At 43.4% G+C, this 18,071-nt stretch carries 14 protein-coding genes and 1 pseudogene; 8 read left to right on the top strand and 7 right to left on the bottom strand.

The window, feature by feature from the left end:
- Positions 1-64: 64 nt before the first annotated feature.
- Positions 65-1,453, bottom strand: a complete 1,389-nt coding sequence (cysS, locus tag DXX93_RS07140) for a cysteine--tRNA ligase (RefSeq protein ID WP_116007492.1) — start codon at positions 1,451-1,453, stop codon at positions 65-67.
- 202 nt (positions 1,454-1,655) lie between these two features.
- On the opposite strand from cysS, the gene DXX93_RS07135 reads away from it, so the two are divergent.
- Both DXX93_RS07135 and DXX93_RS07130 read left to right on the top strand, forming a co-directional pair.
- On the top strand, positions 1,656-2,147 hold the full coding sequence (locus tag DXX93_RS07135) for a peptidylprolyl isomerase (RefSeq protein WP_116007491.1): 492 nt from the start codon (positions 1,656-1,658) through the stop codon (positions 2,145-2,147).
- 115 nt (positions 2,148-2,262) lie between these two features.
- Positions 2,263-3,015 carry a UDP-2,3-diacylglucosamine diphosphatase gene (locus DXX93_RS07130; protein WP_116007490.1) on the top strand — a complete coding sequence of 251 codons (753 nt, stop codon included), beginning with the start codon at positions 2,263-2,265 and terminating at the stop codon, positions 3,013-3,015.
- A gap of 103 nt (positions 3,016-3,118) precedes the next feature.
- Here the strand turns inward: DXX93_RS07130 and DXX93_RS07125 are convergent, their stop codons facing one another.
- Positions 3,119-5,032 (bottom strand): DUF885 domain-containing protein, encoded by a 1,914-nt coding sequence (locus DXX93_RS07125; RefSeq protein WP_116007489.1) that lies wholly within the window; start codon positions 5,030-5,032, stop codon positions 3,119-3,121.
- Positions 5,033-5,279: 247 nt separating this feature from the next.
- Here DXX93_RS07125 and miaE point away from each other — a divergent pair, with 247 nt between their 5' ends.
- Positions 5,280-6,056 (top strand): tRNA isopentenyl-2-thiomethyl-A-37 hydroxylase MiaE, encoded by a 777-nt coding sequence (gene miaE / locus DXX93_RS07115; protein ID WP_116007487.1) that lies wholly within the window; start codon positions 5,280-5,282, stop codon positions 6,054-6,056.
- An 85-nt stretch (positions 6,057-6,141) separates the two neighbouring features.
- Here the strand turns inward: miaE and DXX93_RS07110 are convergent, their stop codons facing one another.
- Positions 6,142-7,983: a M1 family metallopeptidase gene (locus DXX93_RS07110; RefSeq protein ID WP_116007486.1), complete on the bottom strand. Its 1,842-nt coding sequence runs from the start codon at positions 7,981-7,983 to the stop codon at positions 6,142-6,144.
- A 109-nt stretch (positions 7,984-8,092) separates the two neighbouring features.
- Positions 8,093-8,965 (bottom strand): flagellar protein MotY, encoded by an 873-nt coding sequence (locus DXX93_RS07105; RefSeq protein ID WP_374188941.1) that lies wholly within the window; start codon positions 8,963-8,965, stop codon positions 8,093-8,095.
- A gap of 278 nt (positions 8,966-9,243) precedes the next feature.
- Between DXX93_RS07105 and rnt the strand changes: the two genes are divergently transcribed.
- Positions 9,244-9,903, top strand: a complete 660-nt coding sequence (gene rnt, locus DXX93_RS07100; RefSeq protein WP_116007485.1) for a ribonuclease T — start codon at positions 9,244-9,246, stop codon at positions 9,901-9,903.
- An 80-nt stretch (positions 9,904-9,983) separates the two neighbouring features.
- Here rnt and DXX93_RS07095 read toward each other — a convergent pair whose 3' ends face one another.
- Entirely contained in the window at positions 9,984-10,322 is a 339-nt protein-coding gene (locus DXX93_RS07095; RefSeq protein WP_116007484.1) for a Grx4 family monothiol glutaredoxin, read from the bottom strand.
- 281 nt (positions 10,323-10,603) lie between these two features.
- On the opposite strand from DXX93_RS07095, the gene DXX93_RS07090 reads away from it, so the two are divergent.
- The 4 genes from DXX93_RS07090 to DXX93_RS07075 all read left to right on the top strand — a co-directional run bounded on the left by DXX93_RS07090 (position 10,604) and on the right by DXX93_RS07075 (position 16,243).
- The gene (locus DXX93_RS07090) at positions 10,604-11,185 is read left to right on the top strand and encodes a Fe-Mn family superoxide dismutase (RefSeq protein ID WP_116007483.1); all 582 of its coding nucleotides are present in this window, start codon (positions 10,604-10,606) and stop codon (positions 11,183-11,185) included.
- A 257-nt stretch (positions 11,186-11,442) separates the two neighbouring features.
- Positions 11,443-13,377, top strand: a complete 1,935-nt coding sequence (locus tag DXX93_RS07085; RefSeq protein ID WP_116007482.1) for a PrkA family serine protein kinase — start codon at positions 11,443-11,445, stop codon at positions 13,375-13,377.
- 49 nt (positions 13,378-13,426) lie between these two features.
- Positions 13,427-14,704, top strand: a complete 1,278-nt coding sequence (locus DXX93_RS07080; protein WP_116007481.1) for a YeaH/YhbH family protein — start codon at positions 13,427-13,429, stop codon at positions 14,702-14,704.
- A 24-nt stretch (positions 14,705-14,728) separates the two neighbouring features.
- On the top strand, positions 14,729-16,243 hold the full coding sequence (locus tag DXX93_RS07075) for a SpoVR family protein (protein WP_116007480.1): 1,515 nt from the start codon (positions 14,729-14,731) through the stop codon (positions 16,241-16,243).
- A 246-nt stretch (positions 16,244-16,489) separates the two neighbouring features.
- Here the strand turns inward: DXX93_RS07075 and DXX93_RS07070 are convergent, their stop codons facing one another.
- Positions 16,490-17,290 (bottom strand): tetratricopeptide repeat protein, encoded by an 801-nt coding sequence (locus tag DXX93_RS07070; RefSeq protein ID WP_181902165.1) that lies wholly within the window; start codon positions 17,288-17,290, stop codon positions 16,490-16,492.
- A gap of 506 nt (positions 17,291-17,796) precedes the next feature.
- Positions 17,797-17,952: pseudogene (locus DXX93_RS07065) on the bottom strand (IS1595 family transposase); the annotation flags it as partial.
- Positions 17,953-18,071: the final 119 nt, after the last annotated feature.

Genomic DNA, 18,071 nt, shown 5'->3' with positions numbered 1-18,071 from the left:
CCGCACGGTTAATCAGTGCGGCTTTTCGTTTACCTTTAAGCTTAGGGCTGCTTTAGCCAGAGCGTTAAGCTTTACGCCAGGTCGTTTTACCTGCGCTGTCTTCAAGCACAATATTCATCGCTTTTAGCTTGTCGCGAGCTTCGTCGGCCAATGCCCAGTTTTTATCAGCACGCGCTTGGTTGCGCTGTGCGATTAAGGCTTCAATTTCAGCCACCTCATCACTATCACCGCCGCCCTGCAAGAATTCAGCTGGGTCTAATTGCAGAATACCAATTAAGCCACCTAAACCTCTGAGTGTGCCTGCCAGTTCAATCGCCAGTGACGTTTCACCTTGCTGCTTGGCAACGTTTAATTGCTTCGCTAATTCGAACAATACGGCAATTGCCTGTGGCGTATTAAAGTCGTCATCCATCGCTGCACAAAACTCAACGACTTGCGGATGTGCTTTATCAATCGCGAAGTCAGTAGGCACTTCAATATCGCGCAATGCTGTGTAAATACGCTCTATTGACGAGCGCGCTTGATCTAAGTTTTCGGTTGAGTAGTTCAACTGGCTACGGTACTGGCCTGACGTTAAGAAAAAGCGCGTGGTTTCTGCATCATACTTTTCCAAGACTTCACGAATCGTAAAGAAATTACCTAATGACTTAGACATCTTCTCTTGATCCACTTGCACCATGCCGGTGTGAATCCAATAGTTCACATAAGGCGTGTCTAACGCGCAGCAGCTTTGCGCCACTTCGTTTTCATGATGAGGGAAAGATAAGTCTGAACCGCCGCCGTGAATATCAAAGTGATGGCCAAGCTCTTTGGCATTCATGGCAGAACACTCAATATGCCAGCCAGGTCGGCCATTGCCCCACGGTGATTCCCAGAAAGGTTCACCGGGTTTTGCCGATTTCCACAAGACGAAATCCAGTGGGTTATGCTTTGTTTCGTCTACGTCAACACGTGAGCCAGCCTGCAATTGCTGTAAGTTTTGACCACTTAACTTACCGTAGTCTTTAAAGCTAGATACATCGAACAGCACATCGCCACTCTCCGCCACATAAGCATGCTTTTTAGCCACTAATGTGTCGATCATTTCAATGATTTCATTCATATGCGTGGTAACGCGCGGCTCAATATCTGGGCGCAATAAGTTTAGCGCATCAAAATCGCGATACATTTCGGCAATATTGCGCTCGACAAGCGCTAGCGGCTCTTCACCATTTTCGTTGGCGCGTTTGATAATTTTGTCTTCAACATCAGTGATATTGCGCACATAATTGACCTCGTAACCAGAGAATCGCAAGTAGCGTACAATGTTATCAAAGCCGATGTACGTTCTCGCGTGACCAATGTGACACAAGTCGTAAACAGTAACACCACAAACGTATAACCCCACCTTGCCAGCTTCAATCGGTTTAAACACTTCTTTTTGTCGAGTTAGGGTGTTGTATATTTGCAACATTGTGTTTTGGTTTCCTTTAGTACAAACAAATTAATAAAATCAATGCCTAGCTCTAAAGTGGGCGATAAAAATCGTCACTTTAAAGTAGCGCGACATTGTAACGTATCATTTATAGGCAAACCACAGCCAAACAGAGACAAAACGAGAAAAAGCGAATTAATTAAGCTACAATCTGCCGACACTTTAAAAACAGGGTAAATTCATGATTACTTTTAAAACAAATTTAGGCGACATCAAAATCAACTTAGACTTTGACAACGCTCCTGTTACCGCAAAAAATTTCCAACAATACGCTGAAGATGGCTTCTACAACGGCACTATTTTTCACCGTGTGATTAAAGGCTTTATGGCACAAGGCGGCGGTTTTGCTTCGGGCATGGAAGAAAAAACAACACGCGAGCCGATTGAGAATGAAGCGAACAATGGCCTAAGCAACAAGCGCGGCACATTAGCCATGGCGCGTACGCAAGATCCTCACTCAGCGTCGGCGCAATTCTTTATCAACTTGGTTGACAACGGTTTCTTAGACTTTAAAAGCGAAGACATGCACGGCTGGGGCTACTGTGTGTTTGGTGAAGTGGTTGAAGGTATGGAAGTCGTTGATAAAATGACAACGCTTGAAACTGGTCGCTTTGGTTTCCACGACGATGTGCCAAAAGAAGAAATCATTGTTGAAGAAACGATTGTCGAATAATTCAGCAGAATAATTAGCTAGTTGACTATTCAAGCCATTGAGCCATTGAATAGCTCAGCACTGCAATTATTTCATCAGATATGGCTAAGCACTGCGCTTAGCCACTTTATCGTTCATGACTAATTCAAATTCCGCACCAGCGGTCAGCTATTTTATTGCTGACCTACATTTAGCCGATAACAGGCCCGATATTACCGCTTGTTTTATCTCGTTTTTACAACATCAAGCACCGCACGCTGAAAAACTCTTTATTCTCGGTGATCTATTCGAATATTGGCTCGGCGATGACGACGATAGCCCTTTCGTTGCGTCAATTGCTACGGCGTTAAAAACACTTAGCGCACAAACCGAGATTTTCTTTATCCAAGGCAATCGCGATTTTTTACTGGGTAAGGCTTTTGCCAAGCGCAGCGGTATGACCTTGCTACCCGATGTTGAAAAAATTTCGCTATATCAGCAAGAGCTCGTCATTTTGCACGGTGACACCCTTTGCACTCGCGATGTGGCTTACCAAGCTTTCCGCAAAAAATCACGCAGTTGGTGGTGGCAAGGCATCATGAAAAATCTGCCGTTGTTTTTGCGTAAGCGCATTGCTGAAAACTACCGCCGAAAAAGTGCTGCTTCTACGGCGATGAAATCGCAAGACATTATGGATGTGACACAAGAAGAAGTTGAACGTGTGATGGCAGAGCAACAAGTGAATTTGATGATTCACGGCCATACTCACCGCCCTGCGGTGCATCATTTCACCAGTGATAATAATGCCCGCACGCGTGTTGTTTTGGGCGACTGGTACGATCAAGGTTCATGGTTAAAGTTTACCCCGCACGGTTACGAACTACTTAACCAGCCATTTGATAAAAGTTGATAAATCTTCATAAAGAAAACAAAAGCCCGTCAGCACCACCAGTTGCAGACGGGCTTTTTTGTACCAATGTGAGTTCACTAATTGGTATTAAATTAAGCTAGCGCTAACCTTTGAGCTTAACGTTATTAACCCAGCGTTTAACGCGCTTTTCCAACAAGGGTAATGGCATCGCACCGCCGCCAAGCACAGTGTCGTGGAAGCCTTTGATATCAAAGCGCTCTTTTAATGAGTCTTTGGCAAATTCACGCAATTTTAGAATCTCTATCATACCAACTTTATAGGCGGTTGCTTGCCCTGGCCAAACAAGATAACGGCGCACCTCGGAAGTCACCGCATCTTCGGCAACTGGCGCGTTGGCTTTAAAGTAATCAATTGCTTGTTGCTCAGTCCAACCTTTAGCGTGTAAACCAGTATCCACCACTAAACGCACTGCTCGCCATATTTCGGTAATTAAACGGCCAAAATCAGAATAGTCATTCTCATAAGCGCCCATTTCTTTTGCTAATAGCTCAGAATAGAGCGCCCAACCTTCTACATAAGCAGTAAATTGTGCATTAGTGCGGAACTTTGGAATGCCCGTGAGCTCTTTTGCAATGGAAATTTGCATATGATGGCCTGGGTTACCTTCGTGATAAGCAATGGCTTCCATTTCATTTTTAGGCATCGAACGCATATCCGATAAATGCGCATAATAAACACCAGGGCGAGAGCCGTCAGCTGTACCAGGGAAATAGTGCTGAGCGGCACCATCTTGCTCCCTAAACGGCTCCACTCGCTTCACGACCAAATCCGCTTTAGGCAAAATGCCAAAATAATTAGGCAACTGCCCTTTGATGTAATCTAAATAGGCTTCGGAGTCTGTGATATAACCTTGACGCCCTTCATCTGTGTTTGGATAAAAGAACTGCGCATCAGTTTTAATAAACTTGAAGAAAGCTTGTAAATCGCCCTCAAAACCAACTTTCTCTTTAATCGCTTTCATCTCACCGATCAGTCGCTCAACTTCCGCTAATCCAAGGGCATGAATTTCTTGAGCGGTTAGGTCTGTCGTCGTTGAGTGCTTTAACCGCATGTTGTAAAAATCAACGCCGTTTGGCTGCTTAGCGACACCAGTAGCAATCTTGTCTGCATTGGCGATATCTTGCTCGAACCAAGTAACCAACGACTGATAGGCTGGTAAATAGTCATTCATCAACGCCGATTTAGTTTCGCTTAGCAGCTGCTCGGATTGACTATCGTCAAGTTTTCCGGCTCCTTTTAACGCGGCAATTTTGGCTTTTGCATCGGCCCATAATGGCGCATCACTGGCGTCTTTATCATCGCTAAATGGTTGGCCAGTTATCACATTTTTCGCTTGTTCAATCACGCCAAGGTAAGCAAATTCCGGCGGTCTTACACCGTATTCAGCATGTTCTTTTGCGCGCGCAAGCAGGCTGGTTAATGCACTCGATAAACCACTGATTCTTTTGTTATAAGCTTGCATGTCGCTAACATCGTCAACTTTATGAAAGTTGATCATAAATTGCGTTAAAAAAGCCTGTGCGCCATTCATTTGCGTGAAAACATAGCCATTTTTGGGAAACTCAGCAGCCTCTTTCGCTTCTTGATATTGATAAAGCCACAAGTCGTATGACTCTTTGGCATCGTCATCTAATTTTTCGTAGTTAAACTTACCTTTGAGTTCATTAACCGTGGCCGCATGCCAATCCAGTAACGCTTGCTCTTCTTCGCGAGTCATGGCATTAAACTCGTCATAGCGATCTTTACGCCCCAAAAACGTCATCATTAATGGGTTTTTCTGCAATTGCTCTTCGTACTTTTCATCAAACCACAGATTGAGTTTTTCTGACTCTGTCATCATCGCTTGTGCAACACTTGATTGATTCTCTGCTTGCGCTTGCGCGCTAGACTGGGCACTGCTGCTTTGTGTGGTATTGCTATTTTGTGTGGACTCGTTGTTTGGTTGGCACGCTGCCAGCACCGCAAGTGCACAGGCGGTAAACATAAAAGTACGCATCTGACTTCCCTTTGTAATTGTTATCATTTTGTTACTATCGATGATATTAGCCAACTTATTGAGATGCGAGCAAGAAAATTAAGTAAGCAAGTGCTTCCTCAAACGCATATAAAATTGCGTTTAGTGCATAGCCCCATTGCGAGTTCGGCTAAATTACCGTGGAAAAACGATGCAGATCATTTTTTCTTGGTCGCCAACAAGGTAAAATGCCGCCAATTTTGTTTCCCAAAGAACGACAGCAAAAGCTATGCAAGCTGAACATCAAGCATTACTCGAACCCATTAACCAATTTCTTCAATGCGCAACGCCGCCAGAGTGGATTGAAGCCGCTAAAAAACCTGAAAATCTGCCCATGATTTTGCTCGACCACCTCGTTTGTGAACTCAAAGCCGGCCAGCAGGCGATGTATTTGATCCGCAAATACGCGGTCGATAAAGAAAGTGGTGACGCATTATTAAAATGGTTGGAGCCATTTGAGCGCCTAATCTACAAAAAAGAAGGTGACTGGCGTGAGCTTGCCAGTAAAAACAAGCTGTCGAAATCGGTACTGCCTAAGTCTGACTCACCTTATGGGCAAGATCTTATCGACAAAATGGTGTTGTTGATCAAAGAAGAATTGCACCACTTTTATCAAGTACTAGAAATTATGGACGAATACGACATTGCATACCGCAGCATCACGCCTGCACGTTATGCGAAAGGCTTGATCCGCAATGTTAAAACTTACGAGCCAGATACGCTAATTGACAAGCTCATTATTGGTGCCTACATTGAAGCACGCTCGTGTGAGCGCTTCGCAGCACTTGCCCCTCATGTTGATAAGCGCCTGAGCGATTTTTATATTTCGCTATTAAGAAGTGAAGCGCGTCATTATCAAGACTACTTAGCGCTTGCTAAGCAAATTGCGGGCGCTGAAAACGAACACAAAGTTGATGAGCGCATTAAGTTCTTTGGTGAAATAGAAGCTGAACTCATTAGTTCACCTGATAGCGACTTTAAATTCCACAGTGGTGTGCCAGTTTAGAAACGAAACCCACACCGCAGCTGTTTCATATAAAAAACCGCCCATCTGCTAGCAGATGGGCGGTTTTTCGTATGATGCAGTCCGACTATTTCAAAATGCTGTCGACTGTTCCTTGAGCGAGCGGATGGTAGCCCGGGCGGGCTTGTTGGTAGACGCGTGTTGCCCATGCTTTACCTTGCTCCGTTTCAGCCAATTTTTTGTATAACGGAACGATTAACTTACGACGGCCAATACCGACTAAGTAACTTTCCATCGCAGGGTAAACGGCTTCATACCCTGTTCTTAGCGCTAATAAGTACCATGCGTGGGCTTTTTCAGCATTGGTACTATTGGTTAAATTAAATTGCTCATCTAGCGTTGCCATTTGCGCTGGGCTAATGGTCAATGGCAAGTTATTGATAAAGTGCAGCCATTGATGAACGGTCCAAGTATCGGTTGGTAAATCCCCCACGGTCAAAGAGCCACCAATAAAGTCGTTGATCTGTTGGTCAATGATCGTGAAAGCGTTTGACTGTGGTTTAGGCACGTAACTAGGTAAACCTTGCTCGAAAATCCATTCGTTAATTTCTTCTTTTGACACTATACCCGGGTGCTTAGCGAGTAATTCTGCGTTGATATATTTCACGAAGGCGGCAGTGCCAATTGGCTGGAATGCATGCTCGTCAAAATACTTACGGACAAAGTTATCAAAAACGTCGCGGCCAAATTTTTGCTCTAGGTAGATTAAGAATAACTGACCTTTGGTATATGGCACGCCCGAAAATGCATCATCAGGGTCGCGACCAGCCAAATCAATATAAAGTTGCGTATCACCCGGTGCTAGCTCTGCGATTTCGTAGCTTAACCCTTGCGCGTCAAGTGATTGCTCCATGACGGCTCTATCGCGACCAAAAACACGCTCCATAATACGGTTTTCGACATAGCTGGTAAAACCTTCGTTTAACCATAAGTCGCGCCAGCTTTCATTGGTCACTAAGTTACCTGACCAAGAATGTGCGAGCTCGTGGGCAATTAAATTAACTAAGCTCTTGTCGCCAGCAATTACAGTTGGCGTGATAAACGACAGTCTTGGGTTTTCCATGCCACCAAATGGGAAGCTTGGTGGCAAAATTAACAAATCGTAGCGCCCCCAACGATATGCACCGTACATAGCTTCTGTGGCATCAATCATGGCTTGGGTATCGTCAAATTCCGCAACCGCTGAGTCCACTAAGCTAGGCTCTGCGTAAATCCCTGTAATATCACTCATTGGCTTAAACACCAAATCGCCTGCGGCAATGGCAATTAAGTATGGTGGTACGGGTTGTGGCATATCAAAAAAGTAATCGCCATCGCGCTTGGTGTCTGGGTCATTATTGGCACTCATTACCGCTAGCACGTTGTCAGGTGTTGAGATTCGAGCGCTGTAGGTCATACGAACGCTTGGAGTGTCTTGTACTGGGATCCACGAACGAGCGTGAATTGCTTGGTTTTGGCTAAACATAAAAGGTAACTTTTTACCTGCCGTTTGCGCCGGAGTTAGCCACTGTAATCCTGAGGCTTTTTCAGTGGATTGATAATAAACGCGCAGCTTATCCGCTTTGAAGCTAGCGTTAATCGTCAGCTTGCTACCAAGCACGCTATCACGCTGAGCTAGGGTAAAATTAGCCTTCTGCCAGCTACCGCCTGTGCGTTTTGCCATCACACGGTGAACAATTAGATCACGAGTATCAAGATAAATAGGTTGGTTAGTGTTAACTAGCCACTTTAGATCTAACTCAGCAAAACCTTTTAACGCTTTGTTTTCAAAATCAATAGCTAGATCTAGATACGTATGTGTGGTTACCACTTGGTCGTAATTGGCATAAGTATATGCGTCTTTCGCTTGCACTAGCACGCTGAACGCCATAGCGGCGCAGAGCAAAAGTGTTGTTATTATTCTTTTCATTTGTTTCTCTCTTGGCTTTTGAGATTAATACGTTACGTTAGATAAAAATATGGCCGTAAGTTACACCTAACTTACGGCCATATTCAATATTCAGTACTGTTTATTGTAGCTAGAATTCGAGTGGTTTTTCCATATGTATAACGACACGTCTGTTCTGACCACGCCCTAATGTGGTTGCATTAGACGCTATATGGCGTCTCTCACCGTAGCCTTTAGCTTCAATGCGGCTTGGTTCAATACCATTTTTAACAAAATATTCGCGAATTTTGTTTGCACGACGTTTTGATAACTCTAAGTTATTCCAGCGCCCACCGTAGCTATCAGAGTAAGCATCAATCAATACCAGCTCTAGTTCAGTATCTAATTTTAAGTACTTCGAAATCATCGCCATGCGGCGCTCAGAAGCTTTGGTAAATTTATCGCTGTTTGATTGATAGTTAAGTACGGTGTAAGCAATGTCGTCGAAACTGTAATTAAGTAGGTTGCCGACACAGCCAACAAACTCTTTGTAAGCACGCATAAAGCGAGCGTTAGACAAACCGACGGAAATTTTATCTGAATTGCTGTACCAATCGTTGTAGTAAAACGTTGGGTTCATGCCTTGTTCAAGTTCGCTTAACATGGTCCAAGCAACTTTTTTGTTTAAGCTAGGTGAAAATTGCTTGTGCAACTTCATATCCGCAATGGTGTAACCGTTTTGACCTGGGCGATAGCTCGGCGCAACGGAACGCACTTCAGCAAGCGAGTAATTATCCGGTAGGCGCAACATATCAAGCTCGAACAACATATTGTTATTACGGTTAGCTTTGCTGACAAATTTTGCTTCGCCGTAGTTTGGAATATTGTGCGATAAGGTACAGTTTAAGCGAGAATTATTGGTTACCTGCCAATGTGAGTTTTCAAGCGACGCGCTGTATTGACGAATGCCAGCAGATGCCGCACTCGAAAAAACTGTGGTTGCAACAGCTAACAACACACCAATTTTGTGAGCTTTATTCACTTTACTGATTGATTGACTTTTGACATTGAAAACCGACATTTTTTGCGAAACCTTGTCTAACTTGCCCTTGCCTAACCGATTTAGTGCGCGCAACAATATATATTTCATATCACGGAAGCTTATTCTTTATTCGACACTTTTATATCGACACTTCTTTCATTAACTTTAACGGTAAATGCATTATTTTTGAATTACTAATGTCGAGATCCCTAAGATTTTTTGCGATAATATTCAGCAATTTTCGTTAATTTATAAAAAGCATGTCAGACGTTGTAAACACTGCCGCCGAATCCTCTGTAGAAAAATCATTATTCGCTCAGCGATTTAGAGGTTACTTCCCTGTTGTTATTGATGTTGAAACCGCCGGATTTAACGCCAAAACTGACGCCCTACTAGAAATAGCGGCAAGCGTGTTGTCGCTAGACGAAAACAGTGGCGAATTAAGTATCGACGAAAGCATATGTTTTAACATTGAACCGTTTGAAGGGGCTAACCTAGAGCCGTCAGCCCTTGCCTTTACTGGCATCGACCCAACGCACCCATTACGTGGCAATGTGCAAGAAGCGCATGCACTGAAAGAAATGTTCAAACTCGTTCGCAAAAAAATGAAAGCCGCAGGCTGTCAGCGCGCGGTGATGGTGGCCCACAACGCGGCGTTTGACCTTGGTTTTCTCAATGCCGCAGTTGAACGTTGTAATATTAAGCGCAGTCCGTTTCATCCATTTGTTAGCTTCGATACGACAACCTTATCAGGCCTTGCTTATGGTCAGACCGTGCTCGCCAAAGCTTGTGAAGCTGCACAAATCGACTTTGACAACAGTGAAGCACACTCCGCACTTTACGATACAGAAAAAACCGCTGAGCTATTTTGTACCATAGTCAATAAATGGCGAAGTTTAGGTGGCTGGCCTTTAGCATAGCCAAGCTAGAAGATAATTTATCGTATAAAAAAAGCCCGACTGAATAAATCAATCGGGCTTTTTACGAAGTAAGAAAAGTATTATGAATTTTCTTGGCTATTCATTTTCTCAGCAGCTTCTTTGATCACAGTCTGCAATTCGCCCTGCTGGAACATCTCTAGAATAATATCGCAACCACCGATGAGTTCACCTTCAACCCATAATTGTGGGAATGTTGGCCAATCTGCATATTGCGGTAACTCGGCGCGAATATCTGGGTTTTGTAGGATATCAACAAAAGCAAATTTCTCACCACAAGACATTAATGCTTGAGCCGCTTGCGCTGAAAAACCACAGCTTGGTAATTTAGGTGAACCTTTCATGTAAAGTAAAATTGGGTTCTCAGCAATTTGCTGTTTAATGCGTTCAATCGTTTCCATAATAACCTCTTGTGATAACTACGCGTTAACTGTGTGCATAAAAATGCAGTAAAAATGATTGATATGGGCAGTTAACGATAATTTCAACACCAACCTACCAACAAATAAAAATCATCTATTTAGCCTTGAATATAGCGCTAGTAATACCTATAAATTTCGGTACACTATGCGTGGCTTCAAAAAACTTGAGTATTTTACTCGGTTTTTCAGAAAAACAAACCTGTTCTAAAGGTTGTTTAAGAATAAAATTTTCTAATCAAACTATATTTCTGGAGAATAACATGGCTATTGAATTACCAGCTTTACCTTATGCAATGGACGCATTAGCACCTCATATTTCACAAGAAACGTTAGAGTTTCACTACGGTAAGCACCACAACACTTACGTTGTTAAATTAAACGGCTTAATCGAAGGTACTGACTTAGCGGGTAAATCTTTAGAAGAAATCGTTAAGTCATCAGAAGGTGGTGTATTCAATAACGCTGCACAAATCTGGAACCACACTTTCTACTGGAACAGCTTGAGCCCGAACGGTGGTGGTGAGCCAACTGGCGCACTAGCAGATGCCATCAACGCTAAGTTTGGTTCATTCGAAGAATTCAAAGCTGCATTCAACGACAAAGCCGTTAATAACTTCGGCTCAAGCTGGACGTGGTTGGTCAAAACGGCTGACGGTGGCGTTGACATTGTAAACACGTCAAATGCTGCAACACCGTTAACTGATGACAGCTTAACGCCACTGATGACAGTTGATTTGTGGGAACATGCTTACTACATCGATTACCGCAATTTACGTCCTAGCTACATGGAAGCTTTCTGGGCATTAATTAACTGGGAATTTGCATCTGCAAACTTCGCATAAAACATCTCGAATAAAGTTGTTAATTGATCCGACGTTGGTTACTTATCGTAATTAATTAGCGATTTTAACAAATTCGACAAAGGCCAACACTGTTGGCCTTTTTTATGTCGCAAATTCAGCGTGTTAAATCCAATTCGGTTACAAAAAAATATCACTTTTTTTTAGCCGAAATGTAAATACCAACTAAGCTTATAAATATATCCCCCGTTTTCTCGGTCTTACTTGTTAGTACCTCGCTGAAGGTATGGGAGAGAGTTATGAGCATTTTCACACACTATCAATCTCGCTACGAGCACGCGCAGCAAGAAGAGTTTTCGCTGCAAGAATTTCTCAACATCTGTCGTACAGACAAAATGGCCTACGCCAGCAGCGCGGAGCGCTTATTGGCAGCAATAGGTGAGCCTGAAATGGTAGATACCTCAAGCGTTCCCAGCCTGAGCCGTATTTTTTCAAACCGCGTGATCGCGCGTTATCCAGCATTTAAAGATTTTTACGGCATGGAAGAGGCCATTGAACAAATTGTCTCTTACCTCAAGCATGCCGCCCAAGGCTTAGAAGAGCAAAAGCAAATTTTATACTTACTTGGCCCCGTTGGTGGCGGTAAATCATCCTTGGCGGAAAAACTCAAAGCGCTAATGCAGCAAGAACCCATTTATGTGCTGAGCGCAAACGGCGAACGCAGCCCAGTTAACGATCACCCATTCTGCTTATTCAACCCAGAAGCCGATGGCAAAATATTGCAAGAAGAATACAGTATTCCCGCCCGTTACTTGAATCCCATTATCTCGCCGTGGGCAGCTAAGCGTTTGCATGAATTTAAAGGAGATATTGCGCAATTTAAGGTGGTGAAAGTTTACCCTTCAATTCTTGATCAAATTGCCATTGCCAAAACTGAGCCGGGCGATGACAACAACCAAGATATTTCTGCGTTGGTTGGTAAAGTGGATATTCGACAGCTTGAACACTTTGCCCAAAACGACCCCGACGCCTACAGCTATTCCGGCGCGCTCTGTCGCGCTAACCAAGGGGTTATGGAATTTGTTGAAATGTTCAAAGCGCCGATTAAAGTGCTTCATCCACTGTTAACGGCAACCCAAGAAGGTAACTACAATCCTACCGAAGGGTTATCGGCGCTGCCGTTCAATGGCATGATTTTAGCCCACTCAAATGAGAGCGAGTGGCAAACCTTTAGAAATAACAAAAACAATGAGGCATTTTTAGACCGCGTTTACATCGTTAAAGTACCTTACTGTATGCGTATTTCTGAAGAAGTCAGGATATACAAAAAGCTGATTGAAAACAGTGAACTAAAAGACGCGCAATGTGCGCCTGATACCCTTGAAACACTGGCGCAGTTCTCCGTATTGTCACGCTTAAAAGACCCTGATAATTCCAGTATCTACTCAAAAATGCGCGTGTATGACGGTGAAAGCCTAAAAGACACCGATCCGAAAGCGAAATCCTATCAAGAGTATCGTGACTATGCTGGCATCGATGAAGGGATGTCAGGGTTATCCACCCGATTTGCCTTCAAAATATTATCGCGGGTTTTCAACTTTGATCACTTAGAAGTCGCCGCAAATCCTGTGCACCTCTTTTACGTGTTAGAGCAGCAGGTCGAGCGCGAACAGCTCCCAAAAGAAACGCAAGAGCGCTACCTTGAGTTTATCAAAGGCTATTTAACGCCGAAATATATCGAATTTATTGGCAAAGAGATTCAAACCGCATACTTGGAATCCTATTCAGAATACGGCCAAAACATTTTTGATCGATATGTCACCTATGCGGATTTTTGGATACAAGACCAAGAATATCGCGATGCTGAAACGGGCCAATTGTTCGACCGCGAAGCCCTCAATAACGAGCTGGAAAAAATAGAAAAGCCAGCAGGCATTAGCAATCCGAAAGACTTTCGCAACGAAATCGTTAATTTTGTGCTGCGCGCAAAAGCCAATAACAACGGCAAAAACCCAAATTGGACCAGCTACGAAAAGCTGCGCACAGTCATCGAGAAAAAGATGTTCTCAAATACCGAAGATTTGCTCCCTGTGATTTCTTTCAACACTAAAACGTCAACCGACGACCAGCAAAAACACGATGACTTTGTTGAGCGCATGATGAGTAAAGGCTACACCAAAAAACAAGTTCGACTGTTGTCTGAATGGTATTTGCGCGTTAGAAAGTCTTCATAGTTAGCCTAGTGCTAGCTATGTACTGGCTTGCTGGGTTAGGAGTTGCAGTATGGCGAATTTTATAGATAGACGGCTTAACAGCAAGAACAAGAGCACGGTTAATCGCCAGCGCTTTATTCGACGTTATAAAAGCCAAATCAAAAAGTCAGTGTCTGATGCCATCAACAAGCGTGGCGTAACAGATATCGACAGCGGCGAGAGTATTACTATCCCGAAAAAGGATTTAAGTGAACCTATTTTTCACCAAGGTAGTGGCGGTATTCGTGACCGAGTTCACCCCGGCAATGACCAGTTTACCCCAGGAGATCGCATTAACCGTCCGCCGCAAGGTGCAGGGCAAGGAAGTGGTCAAGGCAATGCCAGTAACTCAGGGGAAGGTGAAGATGATTTTGTTTTCTCGATTTCGAAAGATGAATATCTCGACCTGCTTTTTGAGGATTTAGCCCTACCCAACCTCAAGAAAAACCAACTCGACAAGCTCGTGGAATATAAAACCGTGCGCAGTGGCTACTGTGCGGAAGGCGTACCAGCCAATATCGACATCGTCAAATCATTGCAAGGGTCCATTGCCCGCAGAATTGCGATGACCTCCACTAAACGGCGCCAGTTAAAAGCATGCGAGGCGAGCTTGGCGGAACTGCTGGCTGATCCACATGACCATATCAATGAAGAGAAGCGCTTAAAAAATGAAATCGCTGAGTTAAAACAGAAAATAGCCAAAGTCCCGTTTATTGATACCTTTGATTTGCGCTATCGCAACTATGCGAAACAGGCGGTGCCGACATCGAAGGCGGTAATGTTCTGTTTGATGGATGTTTCTGGCTCCATGGATCAAGCCACAAAAGATGTCGCCAAGCGATTCTATATTTTGCTGTACCTCTTTTTGACGCGAACCTACAAAGAAATCGACGTTGTTTATATTCGCCATCATACGCAAGCGAAAGAAGTTGATGAACACGAGTTTTTCTACTCACAAGAAACTGGCGGCACGATAGCTTCAAGCGCACTAGAGCTGATGGTTGAGATTATTCAAGACAGGTACAGTGCAAGTGATTGGAATATTTACGGCGCACAGGCATCGGATGGCGACAATTGGGCAGACGATTCCCCACTTTGTAAACAGTTACTGCAAAACAACATCCTGCCTAAGTCCCGTTATTTTAGCTATATCGAAATTACTCAACGAGCGCATCAAACACTGTGGCAGCAATATCAAGAGGTTGCGAGCCAATGTAGCAATTTTGCCATGCGCCATATCAAATCTGTTGAAGACATTTATCCGGTCTTTAGAGAGCTATTCAAGAAAGACGAAAAGACCGCCGCCTAGATTCCCCAAGGAGTAAGGAGCGTTATGACAACACGTAAGCCGTTAGATGACAGCCCTGATTGGACATTTGAGAAGCTTGAACAATACCAAGCCGAGATCGCTCGTGTCGCCGAGCACTATCGATTAGATACTTATCCTAACCAAATCGAAGTCATTACCGCCGAACAAATGATGGATGCCTACGCCAGTGTTGGTATGCCGATAGGCTATAATCACTGGACTTTCGGAAAAAAGTTTATTCAAACTGAACGCACCTACAAACGTGGGCAAATGGGTTTAGCATACGAAATTGTCATTAATTCTGACCCTTGTATCTCCTATCTGATGGAAGAAAACACCATGACCATGCAAGCTTTAGTGATGGCACATGCTTGCTATGGTCACAATTCCTTTTTTAAAGGCAATTACCTGTTCAAATCATGGACTGACGCCAGCTCAATTATTGATTATTTACTGTTCGCCAAAAACTATGTTGCCAAATGCGAGCACAAATATGGTATTGATGAAGTTGAAGCAACCTTAGATGCTTGCCACGCTTTGATGAATCACGGTGTTGACCGCTACAAGCGACCGCAGAAAATCTCTTTGGATGAAGAATTGAAGCGTCAAGAAGAGCGCGAAGCCTACTTGCAATCTCAAGTGAATGCACTTTGGCGAACCCTACCGACGCAGTCAGAGGCAAAGCAAAACCGTAAGAAACGCTTCCCCAGTGAGCCGCAAGAAAACATTTTGTACTTCATTGAGAAAAACGCGCCACTGCTAAAACCTTGGCAGCGTGAGATAGTTCGTATCGTGCGTAAGATATCTCAGTACTTTTACCCGCAAAAACAAACACAAGTGATGAACGAGGGGTGGGCGTGCTTTTGGCACTACACGCTATTAAACCATTTATATGATGAAGGGCTCGTCAGTGACAAGTTTATGCTTGAGTTCTTACATAGCCATACGAATGTTGTTGCCCAACCTGAATATAACAGCCCGTATTATTCAGGCATTAACCCTTACGCTCTTGGCTTTAACATGTTTATGGATATTCGTCGTATTTGCGAAAACCCAACAGAAGAGGATAAACGCTGGTTTCCGGAAATAGCTGGGAGTAACTGGTTAAACACAGTGCATTTCGCGATGGAAAACTTCAAAGATGAGAGTTTTATTAGCCAGTTTTTGTCACCTAAAATCATACGCGACTTTAAACTCTTTCACATACATGACAACGATAGCTACAACTACATCGAAGTGGCCGCCATTCACAATGATCTAGGTTATCAGCAAATTCGCTCAACCCTTTCCAACCAATATAATCTCAGTAATTTAGAAGCTAACATACAAATTGTTGATGCTGACATCAATGGCGATCGATCTCTAACACTCAGACATACCCCTTACAACAAAGTGCCACTTGCCAACTCTCATGAAGAAGTCCTCAAACACTTACACTATTTATGGCAATTTGACGTAAAACTGGTACAAGAAGATGACTTTGGTGACGAAGAACCACTGGCGAGCTGCCCAGTGAAAGTCGATGCTAGTGAAACTTGATAAGAACAACTGACTTTAATCAACGTGTGTTGACAACTTTCAAAAGTAAAAAGGCAACAAAGTGTTTGTTGCCTGGCGTGTCCAGTAGATATGCTCAATTGATTAAGTAGAAAGAGCGAAGTGCTTTGCCAAAGTCGGCTAAAAACGCCCATTGCCGCCACTATTCCCTACCCTGCTGTAACTAATCAACAAAAAAGAGTCGCTGCATCACAGCGTTATTAAGCTGCGATGCTTACCCCTCTGAGGCTAACCGCCGTTAACTTCTTTGCCAGTAAAGCCTTGTAAGAACAAGTTAGCAAAGTCAGTTGAATCTGCGATATCGGCGCGTTGCAAACAAGTTAAACGCTCAGCACAAGTTTTCCCTTTAAAGCGAGTGCCTGTCGCTTTAATCCCTTTTCGAAAGGTCATCAATTGTTTATTGAATGTAGTTTGTAGGGGAGGCGATGTTATGGTAATCACTTCTACGTTATCATCATACCAAGCGAGTTCACCATCTTTTTTAGCAACCAAAGGTTTCTTGTTCATCTTGGCGTAAAGCTTTGGAAAGGCTTTTTCTGGCGTTTCGTACTTGGCGGTAATAAATTTAATCACATTTGGGATCTGCTCATACTTGCGAGCGTATGACTTGGCAAAGTGATCATCGGCAAGCGATAAATCCTGTACGCCATATTTTTCATCTAAGTACATCATACCCAGTAAAAAGTCTGCACCGTCGTATTCGTATTTTGCCGCTTTTTCAAGGTAATCTCTCGCATCATCAATGTCTTGCAATTCCTTACTGGTCATATAAATATAACCCGCTTTAAATTGCCCCGACGTGTACCCAGCGCGAGCCGCTTTCTTAAAATACTTTAATGCCATCTTTTCATTTTTTGGCGTGCCATAACCGTGGTGATAAAACTGCCCTAACGTCAACATCGCCAGTGAATGGCCTCGTTTAGCCGCAGTTCTGTACTGTTCAAAATAGTTAATGCAGCTATCAGTATTGCATTCATCTATTTTCTCAGCGAATGCACTCATACTTGTCATTTGAATAGCAGCTGCCATTGCTAACAGCCGGGTTACTCTCTTTATCATCATCGTTCCTTTATCGTTATTAATTATTTGTACTTGATTAAGCCGTCTAACAATATTTCTCTAGATCGGGAGTTTACTCGTACTCTCTCTGGTAACACTTAGCGAAATGGCTGTCTGCCTTCGCCAAATCTTGCACACCATATTTTTCATCCATGTACATCATAACGAGTAGAAAATCAGTGTCGCAATCTGCAATACTTTGGCAAGTGAGCCAATTGTGGTGAAGCTTTTAGCCATGTTTGTTCACTTCCTATGCCAACGGGCCGATGCGCTGAACACAACATTCAACTAGCCTGTATTATGAACTTGGCATTATGAGCTTAACGCACAGTGATAATTTAGACACCTTGTTCAACTTTAGCTGTAGTTTGTCAAATAATAAACACCGCTTATCACCACAATACGACCATTAATCACACCCCACATCAGTAAAATTCAGACATAAAAAAACGGGGAAAGAGTCAGCCTTTCCCCGTTTTTAGCCTACAGTAGTAAGCGTTAACATGCTTAATATGAAAAAGACTTTGTCTATCACTTTAACGCCACCTGCAACATCTAATCGCTTGTGAATCCAACTATTTTTTTGCTGACAGTGCAATGTAGGGTTTGTAGCCATCACTGCACAGCTCACTGCCTTATTCTAAGGCGCTATCTGGTTATAAGCCCTTCCCCATCATATTAACCTCAGGCGACAAACAACCCATCATTGATTGTCGAAAAGCTTTACAGATAGAGAACAGGGGATTAACAA

Origin of the sequence: Thalassotalea euphylliae, assembly GCF_003390335.1 — a bacterium.
GTDB lineage: Bacteria > Pseudomonadota > Gammaproteobacteria > Enterobacterales > Alteromonadaceae > Thalassotalea_F > Thalassotalea_F euphylliae_B.
The sequence above is the reverse complement of the archived record's forward strand: the minus strand, read 5'-3'. Positions and strand labels throughout refer to the sequence as shown.

Excerpts from the sequence above, each read along its gene's own strand:
- cysS (WP_116007492.1), bottom strand. The coding sequence starts at position 1,453 with ATGTTGCAAATATACAACACCCTAACTCGACAAAAAGAAGTGTTTAAA.
- DXX93_RS07135 (WP_116007491.1), top strand. The coding sequence starts at position 1,656 with ATGATTACTTTTAAAACAAATTTAGGCGACATCAAAATCAACTTAGAC.
- DXX93_RS07130 (WP_116007490.1), top strand. The coding sequence starts at position 2,263 with ATGACTAATTCAAATTCCGCACCAGCGGTCAGCTATTTTATTGCTGAC.
- DXX93_RS07125 (WP_116007489.1), bottom strand. The coding sequence starts at position 5,032 with ATGCGTACTTTTATGTTTACCGCCTGTGCACTTGCGGTGCTGGCAGCG.
- miaE (WP_116007487.1), top strand. The coding sequence starts at position 5,280 with ATGCAAGCTGAACATCAAGCATTACTCGAACCCATTAACCAATTTCTT.
- DXX93_RS07110 (WP_116007486.1), bottom strand. The coding sequence starts at position 7,983 with ATGAAAAGAATAATAACAACACTTTTGCTCTGCGCCGCTATGGCGTTC.
- rnt (WP_116007485.1), top strand. The coding sequence starts at position 9,244 with ATGTCAGACGTTGTAAACACTGCCGCCGAATCCTCTGTAGAAAAATCA.
- DXX93_RS07095 (WP_116007484.1), bottom strand. The coding sequence starts at position 10,322 with ATGGAAACGATTGAACGCATTAAACAGCAAATTGCTGAGAACCCAATT.
- DXX93_RS07090 (WP_116007483.1), top strand. The coding sequence starts at position 10,604 with ATGGCTATTGAATTACCAGCTTTACCTTATGCAATGGACGCATTAGCA.
- DXX93_RS07085 (WP_116007482.1), top strand. The coding sequence starts at position 11,443 with ATGAGCATTTTCACACACTATCAATCTCGCTACGAGCACGCGCAGCAA.
- DXX93_RS07080 (WP_116007481.1), top strand. The coding sequence starts at position 13,427 with ATGGCGAATTTTATAGATAGACGGCTTAACAGCAAGAACAAGAGCACG.
- DXX93_RS07075 (WP_116007480.1), top strand. The coding sequence starts at position 14,729 with ATGACAACACGTAAGCCGTTAGATGACAGCCCTGATTGGACATTTGAG.
- DXX93_RS07070 (WP_181902165.1), bottom strand. The coding sequence starts at position 17,290 with ATGGCAGCTGCTATTCAAATGACAAGTATGAGTGCATTCGCTGAGAAA.